16 protein-coding genes are annotated in these 15,954 nt (G+C 62.3%); 8 read left to right on the top strand and 8 right to left on the bottom strand.

What is annotated here, in order from left to right; all coding sequences use genetic code 11:
- Nucleotides 1–79: 79 nt before the first annotated feature.
- From NVV77_RS04440 to NVV77_RS04405, 8 genes are read left to right on the top strand one after another with little or no spacing between them, the layout of a single operon-like run.
- The gene (locus NVV77_RS04440; RefSeq protein WP_295411135.1) at nt 80–1,120 is read left to right on the top strand and encodes an ABC transporter substrate-binding protein; all 1,041 of its coding nucleotides are present in this window, start codon (nt 80–82) and stop codon (nt 1,118–1,120) included.
- 15 nt (nt 1,121–1,135) lie between these two features.
- Complete coding sequence (locus NVV77_RS04435; protein WP_295411133.1) at nt 1,136–2,356, top strand: acyl-CoA dehydrogenase family protein; 1,221 nt, start codon at nt 1,136–1,138, stop codon at nt 2,354–2,356.
- A 10-nt stretch (nt 2,357–2,366) separates the two neighbouring features.
- Entirely contained in the window at nt 2,367–3,401 is a 1,035-nt protein-coding gene (locus tag NVV77_RS04430) for an ABC transporter substrate-binding protein (RefSeq protein ID WP_295411131.1), read from the top strand.
- The gene (locus tag NVV77_RS04425) at nt 3,398–4,645 is read left to right on the top strand and encodes an FAD-dependent monooxygenase (RefSeq protein ID WP_295411129.1); all 1,248 of its coding nucleotides are present in this window, start codon (nt 3,398–3,400) and stop codon (nt 4,643–4,645) included. Before NVV77_RS04430 ends, NVV77_RS04425 begins: the two co-directional genes overlap by 4 nt.
- 21 nt (nt 4,646–4,666) lie before the next feature.
- A complete protein-coding gene (locus tag NVV77_RS04420; RefSeq protein WP_295411128.1) occupies nt 4,667–5,317 on the top strand; it encodes an NAD(P)-dependent oxidoreductase in 651 nt (216 codons plus the stop codon).
- A 22-nt stretch (nt 5,318–5,339) separates the two neighbouring features.
- Entirely contained in the window at nt 5,340–6,647 is a 1,308-nt protein-coding gene (locus NVV77_RS04415; protein ID WP_295411126.1) for an NtaA/DmoA family FMN-dependent monooxygenase, read from the top strand.
- 23 nt (nt 6,648–6,670) lie between these two features.
- Nucleotides 6,671–7,012 carry a DUF3088 domain-containing protein gene (locus NVV77_RS04410; protein ID WP_295411124.1) on the top strand — a complete coding sequence of 114 codons (342 nt, stop codon included), beginning with the start codon at nt 6,671–6,673 and terminating at the stop codon, nt 7,010–7,012.
- 38 nt (nt 7,013–7,050) lie between these two features.
- A complete protein-coding gene (locus NVV77_RS04405; RefSeq protein ID WP_295411384.1) occupies nt 7,051–7,863 on the top strand; it encodes an NADPH-dependent oxidoreductase in 813 nt (270 codons plus the stop codon).
- Here NVV77_RS04405 and NVV77_RS04400 read toward each other — a convergent pair.
- From NVV77_RS04400 to NVV77_RS04365, 8 genes are all read right to left on the bottom strand, one after another.
- Nucleotides 7,860–8,306 carry an Rrf2 family transcriptional regulator gene (locus NVV77_RS04400; protein ID WP_295411122.1) on the bottom strand — a complete coding sequence of 149 codons (447 nt, stop codon included), beginning with the start codon at nt 8,304–8,306 and terminating at the stop codon, nt 7,860–7,862. The two genes, NVV77_RS04405 and NVV77_RS04400, sit on opposite strands and share 4 nt — an antisense overlap.
- Nucleotides 8,307–8,470: 164 nt before the next feature.
- Nucleotides 8,471–8,971, bottom strand: coding sequence for a flavin reductase family protein (locus tag NVV77_RS04395; protein ID WP_295411119.1), 501 nt, complete (start codon nt 8,969–8,971; stop codon nt 8,471–8,473).
- A gap of 94 nt (nt 8,972–9,065) precedes the next feature.
- Nucleotides 9,066–9,971 (bottom strand): siderophore-interacting protein, encoded by a 906-nt coding sequence (locus NVV77_RS04390; RefSeq protein WP_295411118.1) that lies wholly within the window; start codon nt 9,969–9,971, stop codon nt 9,066–9,068.
- A gap of 2 nt (nt 9,972–9,973) precedes the next feature.
- Entirely contained in the window at nt 9,974–10,288 is a 315-nt protein-coding gene (locus NVV77_RS04385; protein WP_295411116.1) for a hypothetical protein, read from the bottom strand.
- A gap of 578 nt (nt 10,289–10,866) precedes the next feature.
- On the bottom strand, nt 10,867–11,925 hold the full coding sequence (locus tag NVV77_RS04380; protein WP_295411114.1) for an ABC transporter ATP-binding protein: 1,059 nt from the start codon (nt 11,923–11,925) through the stop codon (nt 10,867–10,869).
- 9 nt (nt 11,926–11,934) lie between these two features.
- Nucleotides 11,935–14,136, bottom strand: coding sequence for a glycoside hydrolase family 2 TIM barrel-domain containing protein (locus tag NVV77_RS04375; RefSeq protein WP_295411113.1), 2,202 nt, complete (start codon nt 14,134–14,136; stop codon nt 11,935–11,937).
- A gap of 7 nt (nt 14,137–14,143) precedes the next feature.
- Nucleotides 14,144–14,962, bottom strand: a complete 819-nt coding sequence (locus NVV77_RS04370; protein WP_295411111.1) for a carbohydrate ABC transporter permease — start codon at nt 14,960–14,962, stop codon at nt 14,144–14,146.
- Nucleotides 14,959–15,795, bottom strand: a complete 837-nt coding sequence (locus tag NVV77_RS04365; protein WP_295411382.1) for a carbohydrate ABC transporter permease — start codon at nt 15,793–15,795, stop codon at nt 14,959–14,961. The genes NVV77_RS04370 and NVV77_RS04365 overlap by 4 nt, the downstream gene beginning before the upstream one ends.
- Nucleotides 15,796–15,954: the final 159 nt, after the last annotated feature.

The raw sequence follows: 15,954 nt of genomic DNA, 5'->3' as shown, positions 1-15,954 counted from the left end.
CATAGGGCGCGACGGAAACAGACAAACGCATTAGGATGCCGGTTTGGAAAAACCTGCTCCCGCCAACAGGAGACGAGGCATGACGATCAAGAACACGATTTCCGAGATCTGGTACACGCGCTGCCCCGTGCCCACTCCGGTTGGTCTGGCGGTACAATTGGGCCTTCTGGAAGAAGCTTTTGCCAAAGAGGGCGTGAAGCTCAACTCGATCATCGACAGCAAGGATCGGGCGATCCGGTCAAGCCATTTCGACCATCACCTCAACTACTCCTTCCGCCACGGCGGCAATGTTCCGCCGATCCGCGCGCGCTCGGAAGGCAATCCGACTCGCCTTGTCGGCATCACCTGGACCGATGAGTTCCAGGCCATCATCACCCTGCCCGGCAGCAGCATCAAAACGACCAAGGACCTGATCGGTCGCCGCTTCGGCATCGCCCGTCGCCCGCCGGGGATCGTCGATTTCATGGCAGCAACGGCGCTCAAGGGCCTCGTCTCCGCCCTGTCGCTCGAAGGCCTGCGCCAGGACCAGGTGGAGATCGTCGACATCTCGCTGACCGATTCCGTGCTCGATGGCCGCGAAGGACCGCAGCTTTATGGGCTACGCAACCGCCAGGCCTATGGGGCCGAAATTGCCGCCCTGCTGCGCGGCGAGGTGGATGCCATCTACGTGAAGGGAACCGGCGGCATTGCCGTGGCCAATCTCATCGCGGCGCATACGGTCGTCGAATTCGGTTTCCACCCCGATCCGAAGATCCGCATCAATTCCGGCTCGCCACGCGTGCTGACTGTCGACGAACGCCTTGCCGAAGATCGGCCGGACCTCGTCGCGCGCCTCATCGAAACGCTACATCGCGCCAGCGACTGGGCCGAGGCGCATCCCGATGAGGTTCGCCGTTTCGTCGCCCGCGAAGTCGGCGCTTCCGAGGAAGTCGTGGCGGCGGCCAATGGGCCGGATCTGCACAAGCATCTGGGGCTCGGCCTCGAGCCGGAGCTGGTCGACGCCATCGGTCACTACAAGGACTTCCTCTATGAGTGGGGCTTCCTCGAACGCGATTTTGACATCAACGCCTGGGTCGACCGCCGCCCTTGGGACGGCATCGATATCCGCGCCGTCGCCTGAATTCCGAGGACACCGATGACCACCGATTTCACCCCCTATATCGCCAAGGCCGAGCATCTCGGCCGACGCTTTGCCCTCACCGCCGGGCACTATGACGAGACCGGCGAGTTTCCCTTCGCCAATTTCGATGCCTTGTATGAGGCGGGCTTGCTCGGCCTCGTGACGGCAACCGAACATGGCGGCCTTGGCGGCGGGCTAACCGAAGCGCTCGCGGTCGTCTCCGCCGTGGCGCAAGGCGAGCCATCCACCGCTCTGGTGCTGGCGATGCACTACAGTCAGCACTATGGCATCCGCGCCTCGGGCAAGTGGCCCGCACATCTGATAGAGCGCGTGACCAAGGCTAATCGCGAAGGCGTGGCCCTCATCAATGCCGCACAGGTCGAGCCGCGTGTTGGTTCGCCCTCGCATGGCAGCCTGCCGGAAACGGTGGCGCGCAAGGTGGGCAATCAGTGGCGCATCACCGGCCACAAGACCTATGCGACCGGCATTCCTCTCCTCAAATGGGTTTCCGTGCTCGCCGTTACCGACGAGCCGGAACCGCGCCTCGGCTCCTTCCTCGTGCCGACCGATGCCGACGGCATCCGCGTCGAAAAGACCTGGAACGCCACCGGCATGCGCGCAACCAACAGCCATGACCTGATCCTCGACGACGTCGCCATCGATATCGACGACGTGCTCGACATCGCTCCGGCCACCGAAGGCCTCAAGCGCGATGAGCGGCTTGGCGCCTGGTATTTTACCCTGGTCCCCTCGATCTATGACGGCGCAGCCCGGGCGGCACGCGACTGGCTGGTGGATTTCACCAGCACGCGCGCTCCAGCTAGCCTCGGCGCGCCGCTCTCGACCGTACCGCGTATCCAGGACGGCGTCGGCCAGATCGAAGTCTGGCTCGCGACCAATCGACGCCTGCTGCGCACGATTGCCGAGGACTTTGATGCGGGTCGACCCTTCGGCTCGGATTCGGCCGCGACCAAGCATGTGGTCATCGAGAACGCCATTCTGGCGACGACGCTGGCCCTCGATCTTGGCGGCAATCCCGGCATCAGCCGCGATCATCCGCTCGAGCGGCACCATCGCGACGCGATCTCGGGCAAAGCCCATGCGCCGCAGAACAACATGATCCGCACCATTTTGGCCAAGGGCGCTTTCGCCCGCTATGCGGCCCGCAGGGACGAGCCGGTGGAACCGGTCGCCGTGCGCACGCCGACGCGTCCGCGCCTCGTTGCCAGCGCCTGAGGAAACAGAAATGAGCCAGGAACCCAAATCCGTCTGGTACACGCGCTGCCCTGCCCCAACGCCGCTTTCTATCGCCGCTCAGCTTGGCTGGGTTGACGAGGCGTTTGGCGGCCATAGCGTCAAAGTGGCCTCGATCCGCGACAGCAAAGACCCGGCCGTTCGCCAGAGCCACTTTACGCATGCGCTCGATTGGTCCTTCCGTCAGGGTGGCAATATCCCGCCGATCTGGGCGCGTTCGGGCGGACGGGAAACCCGCATCGTCGGCATCACGACCACCGATGAGTTCCAGGCGGTTATTTCTCTCCCCGCAACCGGCATCAAGTCGGCCAAGGACCTCAAGGGCCGCAAGGTCGGCGTACCGCGGCAGACCGCCGGGATCGTCGATTTCCAGCGCGCTACGGCTCTCAAGGGCATCGTTTCGGCGCTTTCGCTCGAAGGGCTGACGGCTGGCGATGTCGAGATCGTCTATCTCGATGCGCGCGAGCCGGCTTTGCTCGAAATCGGCAATGCGGCCTTCCTCGGCCTCAAGCGCCGCTATCCCTATGGCGAGGAACTGCTGGCTCTCGCCCGCGGGGAGATCGACGCCTTCTTCGTCAAGGGCGCCGAAGGCCTGGTGCTGGCCAATCAGATCGGCGCGACCGTCGTTTCGGAATTCGGCTTCCATCCGGATGCCCGCATCCGCATCAACAATGGCACGCCGCGCCCGTTGACTGTCGATGCGAAATTCGCCGATGAGCGGCCCGATCTCGTGGCTGAACTGGTGGCAACAGTCGATCGTGTCGGCGCCTGGGCCGAGGCGCATCCCGAGGACACGGTGCGTTTCATCGCTCGGGAAATCGGCGTCGCCGAAGAAGCGATCTGGGCCGCCAATGGCCCGAATGTCCACCGGCACCTGAAACTGACGCTCGAAGACGAGCAGATCGACGCCCTCTCCCATTTCAAGGATTTCCTCCTCGAATGGGGTTTCATTCCCGCCGACTTCGACGTCACTGCCTGGATTGATCCACCCGCACTCGACGCCGCCCGGCGCAGCGAGGCTGCATGACCACTCCCTTTGTCGATATCGCCATTATCGGCGGCGGTCCGGGCGGACTGGCGCTTGCCCAGGGCCTCAAGAAGAATGGCATCGAGGCGACCGTGTTCGAGCGCGATACCGTACGTGCCGACTATGTGCAGGGGTTTCGTCTGCGCCTGCGGCAACGCGGTCTCGATGCGCTGGAGGCCAATCTGCCGGCGCACCTCTTCGAAGCATTCCTCGCAACGCTGGGCCGCGCTCCGACCGAAAACACCGTGCTCGACGAGAATTTCAACTCGGTGGACAGCAGCGCCTGGGGTCGCGGCGTTGAGGACACCCATGTCGAAAAATCGGTGAGCCGCATCACCCTCCGGCAAATCCTGCTTTCCGACCTGGAAGATATTGTCCAGACCGGCAAACAGTTCCTGCACTACGAGATCGAGCCGGAAGGTACAGTGCTGTCGCACTTTGCCGATGGGTCGCAGGTGCGCTCCAATGTTCTCGTCGGCGCTGACGGCGCGGGCTCGGCCGTGCGGCGGCAATTGCTGCCTGATCTCAAGAGCATAGACACGGGCATTCGTCGGCTTGCCGGCAAGATGACGCTCGATGTCGCCGCAGCGCACGGCATCGAATCCGTCCTGCTCGACACCAATGCCAATATCCGCCCAACCGAGGGCCACAACCTGATGATTACCAGTCATCGCGTCGACCCTTCGGCCTTCGACCGTCATGGCGTCATCGGTGCGAACGATCCGACCCATAGGGATATTGCTGGTTTCCACTTCAACAACACGACCAGCTACGTCTGGTGGAACACGGCCTATGAGGTCGGCGAGCTAGCGCCGGACGATGTGCTCGAAACCCTGAGCGGTGCGGAGCTCCTGCAAGTTCTGCTTGCAAAGATCAGCCATTGGGACGAGCGCATTCTCAAGCTCATTCGCCACACCGATCCGTCGACCGTCGCCCTCCTCAAAGTGCGTTCTTCGCAGCCGGGTGCGATTTGGGAAACCGGCCCGGTGACGCTTCTGGGCGATTCCATTCACGCCATGACCTATTTCCGCGCGCTGGGCGGCAATACGGCGCTCTACGACACGGGCCTGCTCGTGCCGCAGCTCGTGGCCGCCCGCCAGAGCGGCAAGCCCATCCTCTCAGCGCTCCACGACTACGAAAACGCCATGCGCGAGCACGGCTACGAGGCCGTGCGCTCTTCGCTCACCGCCATGCAGAACAATATCGCCGCCGGTCGCGCCCTCAAGGGCGTTGCCGCCGAGTAGAACCATAGAAAGCCCCATTCCATGTCCATCGTCGTCTTCGGCGCCTCCGGCAATATCGGCGGCAATATCCGCAAGGAAGCCCTGTCGCGCGGTCTGCGCGTCACCGCCGTCACCAATTCGAGCCCGCTCGAAGCGGCTCATAATCTCACCGCGCTCACGGCTGACCTTGCCGATACCGAGGCCGTGGCGAAAATCGTCTCTGGCCATGATGCAGTGATTTCAGCCTATAGCCCGGGTCTGCGGAAATACTCGGCCGACGAGGCAGCCGAACTCATCCGCCGCGCCCATGAATCGCTCTTCGAGGGCGTCAAGTTGGGCGGGGTAAAGCGGATCATCCTCGTGGGTGGGGTCGGCAGCCTTGAAGCCAGCCCTGGAGTTGATGTGGTCGACAGCGACTTTTACCCCGCTAACCACAAGGCCCATACGCTGCGCAACCGCGAGATCGTGCGCGCCCTCAAGCGTGGCGAATATGATCTCGACTGGACCTATGTCTCGCCGCCGCTCGAGATCAAAGCCGGCGAACGCACCGGGAAATTCCGTCTCGGCGAGGACCAGCTCCTGCGCGACGCGGAAGGCAATAGCCGCATTTCTGAGGCCGATTTCGCGGTGGCCATTCTCGATGAGCTGGAGCAGGGCCGCTACGTGCGTCGCCGCTTCACGGCGGCCTATTGAGCCGACTGCTTGGGAACTTGACATGACCACTTACAAGCGCCGGCTCAATCTCAATGTCGGCATCAACACGACCGGATATCTTGGCGCAGGCTGGAAATATCGCACCGGGACGCGCGAGGAGATAACCGATCCCGCCTACTATCTGAGGCTTACTCAGCTGGCCCATCGTGGACTCTTTGACTCGGTCTTCTTTTCGGACCATCCGGCGCTGATGACGGACCCGAACAGCCGGCCGTTTCACACGATCGACCCGCTGATCCTGGTCACGGCGCTGGCGGCGCAGGTGCCCGATATCGGCTTCGTTGCGACCATGTCGTCGACCTATAATTCGCCCTACAACCTGGCGCGGCGGACGCAATCGACCGACATCATTTCGGCGGGCCGATTGATCATCAACATCGTCTCCTCGTTCAATCCCGCTGTGGCCGCCAATTTTGGCAGCGAACCGCTGCCACCGCGTGATGTGCGCTATGCCAAGGCGCGAGAATTTCTCGATGTCGCCAAAAAACTCTGGGCGAGCTGGGATCCGCGCCGTGCGGGCGAAGTGCCGCCCGAACGGTTCTGGGATGCGAGCCAGGCTCAGGCCATCGACCATGTCGGCGACCATTTTTCGGTGAAGGGTCCGCTCAATGTGCCGCGCGGCCCGCAGGGGCATCCGGTGATCGCCCAAGCCGGCGCTTCGGAAGGCGGCATCGACCTTGCGGCGCGGCACGGCGAGATCATCTATTGCAACATTCTCTCGCGCCCTGCCGGGCAGGCTTTCCGCAAGAAAGTCTTTGATCGCGCTAAGGAAGTTGGCCGCGACACATCGGAAATCCGCATCGTTCCCGGGCTCGTCGCCATTGTCGGCGAGACGCGCGAAGAGGCTTTGCGCAAGCATGAACTCTTCAGTGGCGCGGGCTCGGAAGATGGGCTCATCAAGCGCTTCATCAAGGAGAATGGGCTTGATCCCGATACCTTCGATCCGGACGTGGTGCTCGACGGCGAAAGCTTCGTTCCCGATCCAAACCGGCTGCAGGCCGTGGGCATGGGGCTCGGGCTTTCCGATCTGTTGACCCATGAGAAGCTTACGGCGCGCGAGGCTGTGCGGCGCTCGGAAGGGCATCACCGGCTGGTGCTCGGTACGGCAGAGGAAGTGGCCGATCAGATCATCGACCTTTGGGCCGACGGCACAGTGGATGGCTATACCTACCAGCCGCCACGGGCGCCGGATGACATCGAGGAATTCGTCGATAAGGTCGTGCCGATCCTGCAGGATCGTGGTGTCTATCCCACTGAATATGAAGGCAAAACGATCAGGGATCGTTATGGCCTGCCCTACCCCGCATAAGCTGCGTTTCGAAAGCCAAATATATGACGACCAAGGACAAAATCTTTCTCATCGCCCCGGGTTTTGACGATCCCAGGCGCGACGACGGGCCATTTGTCTGCCCCTATTGCAATCAGGTCGAGGGACTCCTGGCGAGCTTTCCAGCTCTGGCGGAGAAGGTGGACGTAATCCGCCTGCCCTTCCCCCGGCCGCGCCAGCCGGTGATCGAACTCATCGGCGAGGAAAATCAGGGGCTTCCGGTGCTGGTTTTCGGCGACAATCCGCCGGCCGATGCACGGGAGGCGAATGGGAACTACTTCATCAGCGAAACATCGCGCATCCTGGCGCTGCTCGCTGAGCGCCATGGTTTTCCCAAGCTGCACTAGACATGTCGCTTGTGGACGAAGGCGTCGAAACGCTTGAGATGCGTGCGCTGAAATTCCGTCGGCGCTATGGCGAGCGGGCGCCGTTGCCGCGCGGGCCGTGGTCGGCGACGCTCGATGTGCTGCTCGACCACAAGACGGCGCGGGCCTATTTGCCGGATCAATTGCCGGTGGGTCTCATCGAAACCCTTGTAGCGGCTGCACAATCGGCGCCGACTTCGTCCAATCTGCAGGCCTGGAGCGTGGTGGCGGTGCAGGACCCGGCGCGGAAGGCGCGGCTGTCGCAACTGGCTGGATCGAACAAGCATATCGACGAGGCGCCGCTGTTTCTGATCTGGGTGGCCGATCTTGCGCGGGCACGCGCCATCGCCACGCAGAATGGTGCGCCGGGGGATGGTCTCGACTATCTCGAGAGTTTTCTGGTCGCTGCGATCGATGCGGCGTTGGCGGCGCAGAATGCCGTGGTGGCGGCTAATTCGCTGGGGCTAGGCTCTTGTTATATCGGGGGAATTCGCAGTAGTCCGGAGGCTGTGGCGAGTGAGCTTGGCCTGCCGCCTGAAACGGTGGCGGTGTTTGGGCTGACGGTGGGTTATCCGGATGTGGAGCGCGAGTCTGAGGTGAAGCCGCGGCTGCCGCAGAGTTCGGTTTTGCACCATGAGCGCTATGGCGACGCGGCGCGACCGGAAGACCTAAACACTTATAATGAAACGCTAAAATCGTTTCAGAGTGAGCAGAGCATGCCGCTGGTCGACTGGACGGAACTGGTCACGCGGCGCGCTGCGACGACCCCGGCGCTCAATGGGCGGGAGCGGTTGACGGTCGTGCTGCGGAAGCTCGGCTTTAAGCTGGGTTAGGCGACGAGGTCGTTGCTGATGCTCTCGATGCCGCCGGCGACTTGCATGTCGGCAAGGCTGGTGTTGTCCAGGACCTCGGCGATGGCGTTGCGGACGTTGAACATCAGCTTGCGGACGCGGCAGGTTTCGATGTCGCAATCGGCGCAGGGCTGGTAGCGGGTTTTGCTGGCGCAGGGGATCGGCGCGAGGGGACCATCGAGCACGCGGACGACGTGGCCGATCATGATTTCTTCAGGCGGGCGAGCAAGATAGTAGCCGCCATACTTGCCTTTGCGCGAGTAGACGAAGCCAGCATTGCGTAGCTCGGAGAGGATGGCGTCGAGGAATTTTTTGGGGATGTTGTTGGTCGCGGCGATGTCGCCGACCATGGCCAAATCGCCGGGTTTTACGCCGGAGAGGTGGCCCAGAGCCTTCAGACCATATTTGCCCTTGTTGGTGAGCATAGCGAACCGACCATCCTTCAAGCCGCGCGAAATTTTCGCGCAGTTGGTAGATAAAGTCGATCAATCTTCTTAACAAGAGGCTCTATGCCCGATCGGCCCTTTAGGGGCCCAATCAGCTAGCAGACTGTTAGCAGTGAGTGCCGTTTTGGGCTGAATTGGTGACTCTAGAGTGTCTTCCCCCTGAAGGAGACGAGTGGAGTGGTGTCTGGGGTCGAGGAGAAGTCCAAAACCCGGCCGATGACGATGGCCGTACCGAAGCGTTCGATGACTTCCTCGATGCGGCAATCGATGACGCCGGCCGCGCCTTCCAACACAGGAGCGCCGGATGCGAGCGTGGTCCAGGAGCCGACACTAAAACGGTCAGCGCCCTTGAGGTCGCCTTTGCCGCCGAAGGGACCGGCGAGGTCGGCCTGAGCAGTGGACAGGTAGTTGATGGCGAAGTGGTTGCCATCGAGCATTGTCTGCAGGGCCGAGGTCTTCTTGTCGACCGAGACCATCATCATGGGCGGTTCGGCGCAGAGATGGGTGGCAGAGAGCGCGAGGAAACCGCGGGGGCCGTCCTTGGCCTCGGCCGTGACGATGGCAGTGCCGACGGCGCGGAGGCCGACGGCTTGCCAGAAGGTGCGGATGTCGATCACCCGTTCGGCATTCGCTGTTTCAGTCACGCGCGATTCTCCGGTGTAGCGCGCGCAGGATAGAGCCTTGCCGGCGTGGGGGCGCGAAAGAAAAACTTCGCGCGGGCGCAAGCCTGGCTTTGGCCTATTCGTAGACCTTGCCGAAGCGCCAGTAGCCCATGAGATTGAGGAGGCTCCGGTCGATGCCGCGCTCCTTGATGAGAAGGCGGCGGATGGACATGATGGCTTCCGACTCGCCGGCGATCCAGGCGTAGAAGGCGCCTTCGGTGGCTTTGGCCAGTTCCCAAGGGACGTTCTTGTCGATGTCGATGGTTTCGAGTTCGACTGCGGTCTGCTCGGCATTGGCGGCGGGGAGCTTGGCGCGGTCGACGGCGGCGACGAGGAGATCGCCGGGACGCGGGTCGCCCTCTTCGTGGCGGATGAGCCAGTTGATGTTAAGGCCGGGCCAAGTGGGCAGGGCCAGAGCGTCGGCGCGGTCGGCGACTTCGGCGAAGACTTCGCAGGGTGGCGGGCTTTTGCGCGCGGCGAGTTCTTCGAGGATGCCGGCCAGGGCGGGAACGGCGGTTTCGTCGGCCATGAGGAGGACATGGCGCGGGTCGGCAGGCGGCTTCCATTCGAAACCGCCGCCAATCTTTTCAGAGCGGCGATTGGGGGCGGAGATTTGCACCTTGTCGCCCGGCCTGGCGTGGGTGGCCCAGCGCGAGGCGGGCCCATTCTCGCCGTGGAGGACGAATTCGACGTCTACTTCGGCCTGATCGGCCCGCAGGTTGCGGATGGTGTAGGTGCGCATGGGGACGCGTTCGGCGACGGGGACGGATTTGTAGGTCGCGTACCAGTCTTCGGCGTCCGGCATGTCGGGCACACGGCCGTCGTCGGTGGGGAAGAAAATCTTGATGCGCTGGTCGGGAGCCCAAGTGGTCATTTCGCGGATTTCCGGGCCGGCGAAGGTGATGCGGCGCAGGTGCGGGGTGACGTTTTCGGAACGCGCGAGCGCGGCGTTGAAAATGCGATAGGGTCGAGTGTGGGACATGCTCAGGCGTGGCCGATGACAGGGGACAAAGCGAGCGAGGACGCGTCGCGCGAAAGGGCCGCGCGGGCCAGGGCGAACTGCAGGGAGTGCACGTCGGAATATTCGGCGGGCTCCCAGCCGCAGACGCAGTTGCGCGGCGGCAGGTGGGAGTCGGCGACTTCGCGATAGACCTTGCCGAGGGCCGTCGCGAGATGTTCGAGCACATCCATGGGCTGGGACTGGTTCACTTCCAGCGCTTCGCAGAAGAGAGTCAGGACGCGCTGATGGAGAATATCTCCGTTGTCGCGATCGGCGGCGGTGTCGGCATTTTCGTGCATGGCGGCTCCGGGCAATGGCTGGAGCCGCCCGTCTTTAATATGATTTGTTTGGTCATGTTAAAGGAGGGTGGGGTGGGATGCAAGGGCATCGGCCGTTGGAGGGGGAGGAGAATGATCGGGTGGGTGGGCTGGATGGCTCCGGTGGAAGGGCGGACTAGGGGCTGGCGCCATGGGAGGTGTTCGCGGCGGGGGCCAGTGCTTTATTTTTCCCTGTGATGTCATTCCTGCGAAGGCGGGAGCCCCGGTTTTGAAACAGAGGTCCCCGCTTTCGCGGGGATGACACGGTGGGAATTGAGGGAACAGCGCGTGCCCAAGGCGACCGGCCCCCCATCAACGATGCTAACTTGGGTGCATCCCTACCCCACCCTTGATCCCTCCCCACAAGGGGAGGGAGACGATGGCCGGAGGGCCAGAGTCCTTGGGGCGCCGCGTACTTTTGCTTTGGAAGGCTTCTTCGCTCTCGACGATCGTCACCACCGGGCTTGTCCCGGTGGTCCATGTGGAGGCGAGATGGATTGCCGGGACAAGCCCGGCAATGACGACGGAATGGAAGGAATGGCGTGTGGTGCGGGGCGTCGTTAGCGCAGGCGCTTGCCGTCCTTGCCGAAGACGAGCAGCGAGGCGGGGTTGAACCTGGCCTGGTAGCGGTCGCCGGTCTTGAGGGTGCGATTGTTGTCGGTGGCGATGGTGAGGAGGTTGGAACCGGCGCCGCGGGCGTAGGCGTAGGTTTCCCCGCCGAGGTGTTCGATGATTTCGACTGAGGTGTCGAGGGCGGCAGAGCCGGTGGGGTCGAAGTGTTCGGGGCGGATGCCGACCGTCACGGCGGTGCCGGCGGGCACGGCAACGGGCGAGGGCACGAGGTGTTCGGGGAAATCGGCGAGGCGGATGCCGCCGGCTTCGGCGGTGCCGGTGAGGAGGTTCATTTTTGGCGAGCCGATGAAGCCGGCGACGAAGAGATTGTCCGGATCATCATAAAGCTCGAGTGGCGAGCCGGCCTGTTCGATGATGCCATCGCGCAGCACCACGATCTTGTCGGCCAGGGTCATGGCTTCGACCTGATCATGGGTGACGTAGATGATGGTGGTGTTCAGCTCCTTGTGGAGCCGCGCGATTTCGATGCGCATGTGGACGCGCAGTTCCGCATCGAGGTTGGAAAGCGGTTCGTCGAAGAGGAACACATCGGGGTGACGGACGATGGCGCGGCCGATGGCGACGCGCTGGCGCTGGCCACCGGAGAGCTGGCCGGGTCGGCGGTCGAGCAGTTTTCCGAGTTCGAGAATGCGGGCGGCCTCGTCGACACGCTTGGCGATCTCTTCCTTGGGACGGCCCGCGAATTTGAGGGCGAAGCCCATGTTTTCGCGGACAGTCATATGCGGATAGAGCGCGTAGGACTGGAACACCATGGCGATGCCGCGATGAGCGGGATCGACCTCGTTCATGCGCTTGTCGCCGATGAACAGATCACCCGAGGAGATCTGTTCGAGACCGGCGATCATGCGCAGGAGCGTGGACTTACCGCAGCCGGAGGGTCCGACAAAAACCACGAACTGCTTGTCTTCGATGTCGAGATCGACGCCCTTGATGACATCCACCGCGCCAAAGGACTTCTTCACATTTCGGAGTTTTAGACCGGACATTGGTAATCCTCAGACGGCGGTGAGAGTGGTGACGGTGCGGCCGAGCCGCTCATTGGTAACGGTGACGGTGATCGGGCCCTTGCCGGTGGTCCGCAGCCAGAAGCCGGTGGAACCAGCCCGCAGCGGCACAAGGCCGGGGCCGAGACGCTCGGCGGCGCCCGACACTTCGATGGAAACCGGTTCGGGGAAGAAGGGCAGCTTCTTGCCCGACTGATCGAGCGCACGGATGATGACGCGCACCGTATCGCCTTCCGCACCGAGTTCGGTGTGGTCAGGGGAGACCTGGAGTTCGGTGGCGATCGGGTCGGAGATGAACTTTACCGTCTTTACCACCTGGTCATTGATGTAGCCGGTGATGACGGCGTCTTCCCAGGACATGCCCCAGAGGCCGAGTTCCTCGTCGGTCAGGTGCTCGCGCTTGATGACGACGGGCGCATGGGGGAGATGCGGGAAGGCTTCGCGATCAGGGCGGAAACGCTTGGGCGCGTTATTGCCATAGGTCAGCTCGACCTCGTCGCAATTGGTGAGGATCATGAGCGGCAGCACGCCACCGATATTGCGCTCGCCGCGGGCCCAGAAGGTGACGGGCTTGAGGATGACTTCTTCCTCGGGCTCGCACTGGCTGGCATAGGCGAAGGCGGCAAATTTTGGCTCGCGGAACATGTCCATGACGCCATGGTGGCAGAGGCGGTCGCCCGAGCCAAAGTCCTTGTGGGTATTGTAGTCGAAAGCGCACCAGCCGATGCAACCGGCGATCTGCGGATCGCCATAGGCGGCGTTCATCACCTCGAGGTGGCGGCGAACGTGCTCGGCCTGGCGCTGCTCCTGATCAAAACTCTTGGTGGGGTACATGTGCCCACCATATTCGGTGATCATATAGGGCACGACGCGGTCGAGACCCGTCACCTCTTGCTGCGGGCGCAGCGGAGTGCGCGGACGATTGCCACCCCATTCCTCGTTGCCGAGGATGAAGTCGTTCATGGTGTAGACGTTTTCGAGCAGCTCGCTATCGGTGATGTAGCGGACGCCGCCGGTCGGGCGGGTGCTGTCGAGTTCGCGGGCCAGCTTGTTGGTGCGGACGTAGAAATCGTGGCTGTCCTGGCTTTCGTTGATGCGGACGCCCCAGATGACGATGGAAGGGTGGTTCCAATCGCGGGTGATCATGCGGCGAACGTTTTCGACCGACTCGTCCTGCCACTCCAGCGGGCCGATATGCTGCCAGCCGGGGATTTCTTCGAACACGAGCAAGCCAAGTTCGTCGCAGCGGTCGAGGAAATAGTGGCTCTGCGGATAGTGCGAGGTGCGCACCATGTTGAGGTGCAGCTGGTGTTTCAGGATTTCGGCATCCTGCACCTGGGCCGACTTGCCCATCGCATAGCCGGAATAGGGGAAGGACTGGTGGCGGTTGAGGCCGCGCAGTTTCAGCAGCTTGCCGTTGAGCTTGAAACCCTCGGTGGTGAATTCGGCGCTGCGGAAGCCGAAGCGGAAGTTGGCGGTGTCCTGGCCAGCAGCGGTGTCTGAAGTGACCTCAAGCGTGTAGAGCGCCGGGGTTTTGATGTCCCAGAGGGTGATGCCGGTCAGGTCTTTGAAGGCGACGTCGACCGAAGCGCCGGAGATGGCGGCATCGGTGGTGGCAATCGCTTTGCCGGAAGCGTCCTTGAGGGTCGCGACCAGGGTGCCGGAGAGCGGCAGGTTCTGCGGGTTGGATAGTTCGATGCGGGCGCGGACGGACTTCCTGTCGGCCAGCACGTTGGGCGTTTCGATCTTGCCGTTGCCGACAAAAATATTGGAGGTCACGCGCAGCCAGGCTTCGCGGTAGAGGCCGGCATAGGTCAGGTAATCGATCTGACCGCCGAAGGGCGGGATGGCGGGGTTTTCGCTGCCGTCGATAACGACTTTGAGGACGTTTTCGCCGGATTTGAGAAGGCCAGTGAGGCGGCCTTCGAAGGGGGTGTAGCCGTCCTTATGGGCGGCGATTTCCGTGCCGTTGAGATAGACGCGGGAATTGGCCATGGCGCCGTCGAAGACGACGGAGACTTCCTGGCCCTGCCACGACGGATCGGCAGCGAAGCGCTTTTCGTAGGTGAATTCGCGCTGATAGGCCTTCTCGTCGAAATAGGAGAAGGGCAGGTCCACCGCATTGTGGGGCAGACGGACGGTGTCCTTGCCTTCGAAGAGCCAGCCGGAATTGAAATCGATCAGTGGTCGCATAGGGGTTCTACTTAACGGCGCCCAGCATGCCTTCGACGAAGCGGCGCTGGAGCAGGAAGAAAATGACCAGGGTGGGAAGGGTCGCAAAAATCGCCCCGACCATGACGACGCCGAAATCGGGCGTATAGGCGGAGGTGAGACCAGCCACGACGAGGGTGAGCGTCTTCATCTCATTGGTCTGCAGGACGATGAGCGGCCAGAGGTAATTGTTCCAATTGGCCATGAAGACGATGATGGTGGCGGCCGCATAGGTCGAGCGCATCACCGGCATGTAGACATAGAGGAAGATCTGCCACTCCTTGAGGCCATCGATGCGGGCAGCATCACGCAGCTCATGGGGGAAGGCCTTCGTTGCCTGGCGGAAGTAGAAGATGATGAAGATCGAGGCGACCGTGGGCAGGATGATCGCCTGATAGGTATTAATCATCTTGAAGTTGGCCATCATGATGAAGAGCGGGATCATCAGGGCGGCGAAGGGGATGGAGAGCATCAGCAGAAGCCCGCCAAAGACCTTTTCGCGGAACTTGCTGCGGAACATCTCGAAGCCATAGCCGGCAAGCGAAGAGATCAGCAGCGTCAGCGCCGTGCCGACGCCGGCGATGAAGAACGAATTGAACAGGATCCGCGGCATATCGACGGAATTGAAGAACACCGAAATGTTCTGCAGCAGGGCCGTGCCTGGGGTGACCTTGCCCTTGATGATATCGGCGGAATAGTTGGTCGCGCCGATGAGCATCCAAAGGAAGGGAAAGACCGATACGAAGGCGGCAATGATCAGCAGCGCATAGGTGGCGACGCGGCCGAGAAGGGCGAGAGGATTGCTCATGTGCGGCGCTCTCTTGCGGCCAGGAACTGGATCAGGGTCAGGATGCCGACCATGACGACGATGACGTAGCTGACGGTCGCCGCGTAGCCGAAGCTGGGCATGAACTTGAAGCTCAGATTGTAGATGTAGAGCGACAGGGTGAGCGTCGAATCCGAGGGGGCGCCGGGGGTCGAGGGGATCAGGTTGGGCTCATCGAAGAGCTGCAGCGTGCCGATGGTCGAGATGACCGTGGTGAAGAGGATCACCGGCTTGAGCATGGGTACGGTGATGTACCAGAAGCGGGCCCAGGCCGGGACGCCGTCGATCTTGGCCGCTTCGTAGATCGAGCGGTCGATGTTCTGCATGGCGGCGAGATAGAAGATCATGTTGTAGCCGGTCCAGCGCCAGGTGATGGCGCTGATGATCACGACTTTCGACCAGAAGGGATCCGCCATCCAGGGAATGGGGCTCGCGATGATATGGGCGAACATCAGGAACTGATTGATCACGCCGTCCTGGGCGAACATGGAGCGGAAGACGACGGAATAGGCGACGAGCGAGGTAACGCAGGGCAGGAAGATGGCTGTGCGGAAAAGGCCCCTGCCCCAGAGCTTGCTGTCGTTGAGCGCATTGGCAAAGAGCAGCGCCAGGACCAGCATGATCGGGACCTGGATGGCGAGGAAGGTCAGCGTATTGGTGAGCGCGCGCAGGAACACCGGATCCTGCGTCAGGCGCATGATATTGGTGAAGCCACCGAAGCTGAAGGCCATGCCGCGGCCGACCTGAAAGCTCATCCAGAGCGACCAGAGGATCGGATAGATCATGAAGAGGCCGAGCAGGACCAGGGCGGGCATGACAAAAAGCCAGCCGCTCAAATGCTCGTTACGCGCGAGACCCGATTGCGCCACGCTATTCTCCGTTATTGTCGCCAAATAGGGCTGCTTCGACCTGTCACGGTGTCATTCCCGCAAAAGCAGGAAGCTCCATATATCGCCGGGAAATGACGCGGCGAG

It is taken from the genome of Devosia sp. (genome assembly GCF_024707125.1).
Lineage (GTDB): Bacteria > Pseudomonadota > Alphaproteobacteria > Rhizobiales > Devosiaceae > Devosia.
Note: the sequence above shows the minus strand (reverse complement) of the source record. Positions and strands in the feature narration are given on the sequence as shown.

Bases quoted from the DNA above. Each gene is read 5' to 3' on its own strand.
- NVV77_RS04365 (WP_295411382.1), bottom strand. From the start codon at position 15,795: ATGCCCGCCCTGGTCCTGCTCGGCCTCTTCATGATCTATCCGATCCTC.
- NVV77_RS04430 (WP_295411131.1), top strand. From the start codon at position 2,367: ATGAGCCAGGAACCCAAATCCGTCTGGTACACGCGCTGCCCTGCCCCA.
- NVV77_RS04390 (WP_295411118.1), bottom strand. From the start codon at position 9,971: ATGTCCCACACTCGACCCTATCGCATTTTCAACGCCGCGCTCGCGCGT.
- NVV77_RS04425 (WP_295411129.1), top strand. From the start codon at position 3,398: ATGACCACTCCCTTTGTCGATATCGCCATTATCGGCGGCGGTCCGGGC.
- NVV77_RS04435 (WP_295411133.1), top strand. From the start codon at position 1,136: ATGACCACCGATTTCACCCCCTATATCGCCAAGGCCGAGCATCTCGGC.
- NVV77_RS04370 (WP_295411111.1), bottom strand. From the start codon at position 14,962: ATGAGCAATCCTCTCGCCCTTCTCGGCCGCGTCGCCACCTATGCGCTG.
- NVV77_RS04410 (WP_295411124.1), top strand. From the start codon at position 6,671: ATGACGACCAAGGACAAAATCTTTCTCATCGCCCCGGGTTTTGACGAT.
- NVV77_RS04415 (WP_295411126.1), top strand. From the start codon at position 5,340: ATGACCACTTACAAGCGCCGGCTCAATCTCAATGTCGGCATCAACACG.
- NVV77_RS04420 (WP_295411128.1), top strand. From the start codon at position 4,667: ATGTCCATCGTCGTCTTCGGCGCCTCCGGCAATATCGGCGGCAATATC.
- NVV77_RS04375 (WP_295411113.1), bottom strand. From the start codon at position 14,136: ATGCGACCACTGATCGATTTCAATTCCGGCTGGCTCTTCGAAGGCAAG.
- NVV77_RS04405 (WP_295411384.1), top strand. From the start codon at position 7,051: ATGCGTGCGCTGAAATTCCGTCGGCGCTATGGCGAGCGGGCGCCGTTG.
- NVV77_RS04400 (WP_295411122.1), bottom strand. From the start codon at position 8,306: ATGCTCACCAACAAGGGCAAATATGGTCTGAAGGCTCTGGGCCACCTC.
- NVV77_RS04380 (WP_295411114.1), bottom strand. From the start codon at position 11,925: ATGTCCGGTCTAAAACTCCGAAATGTGAAGAAGTCCTTTGGCGCGGTG.
- NVV77_RS04385 (WP_295411116.1), bottom strand. From the start codon at position 10,288: ATGCACGAAAATGCCGACACCGCCGCCGATCGCGACAACGGAGATATT.
- NVV77_RS04440 (WP_295411135.1), top strand. From the start codon at position 80: ATGACGATCAAGAACACGATTTCCGAGATCTGGTACACGCGCTGCCCC.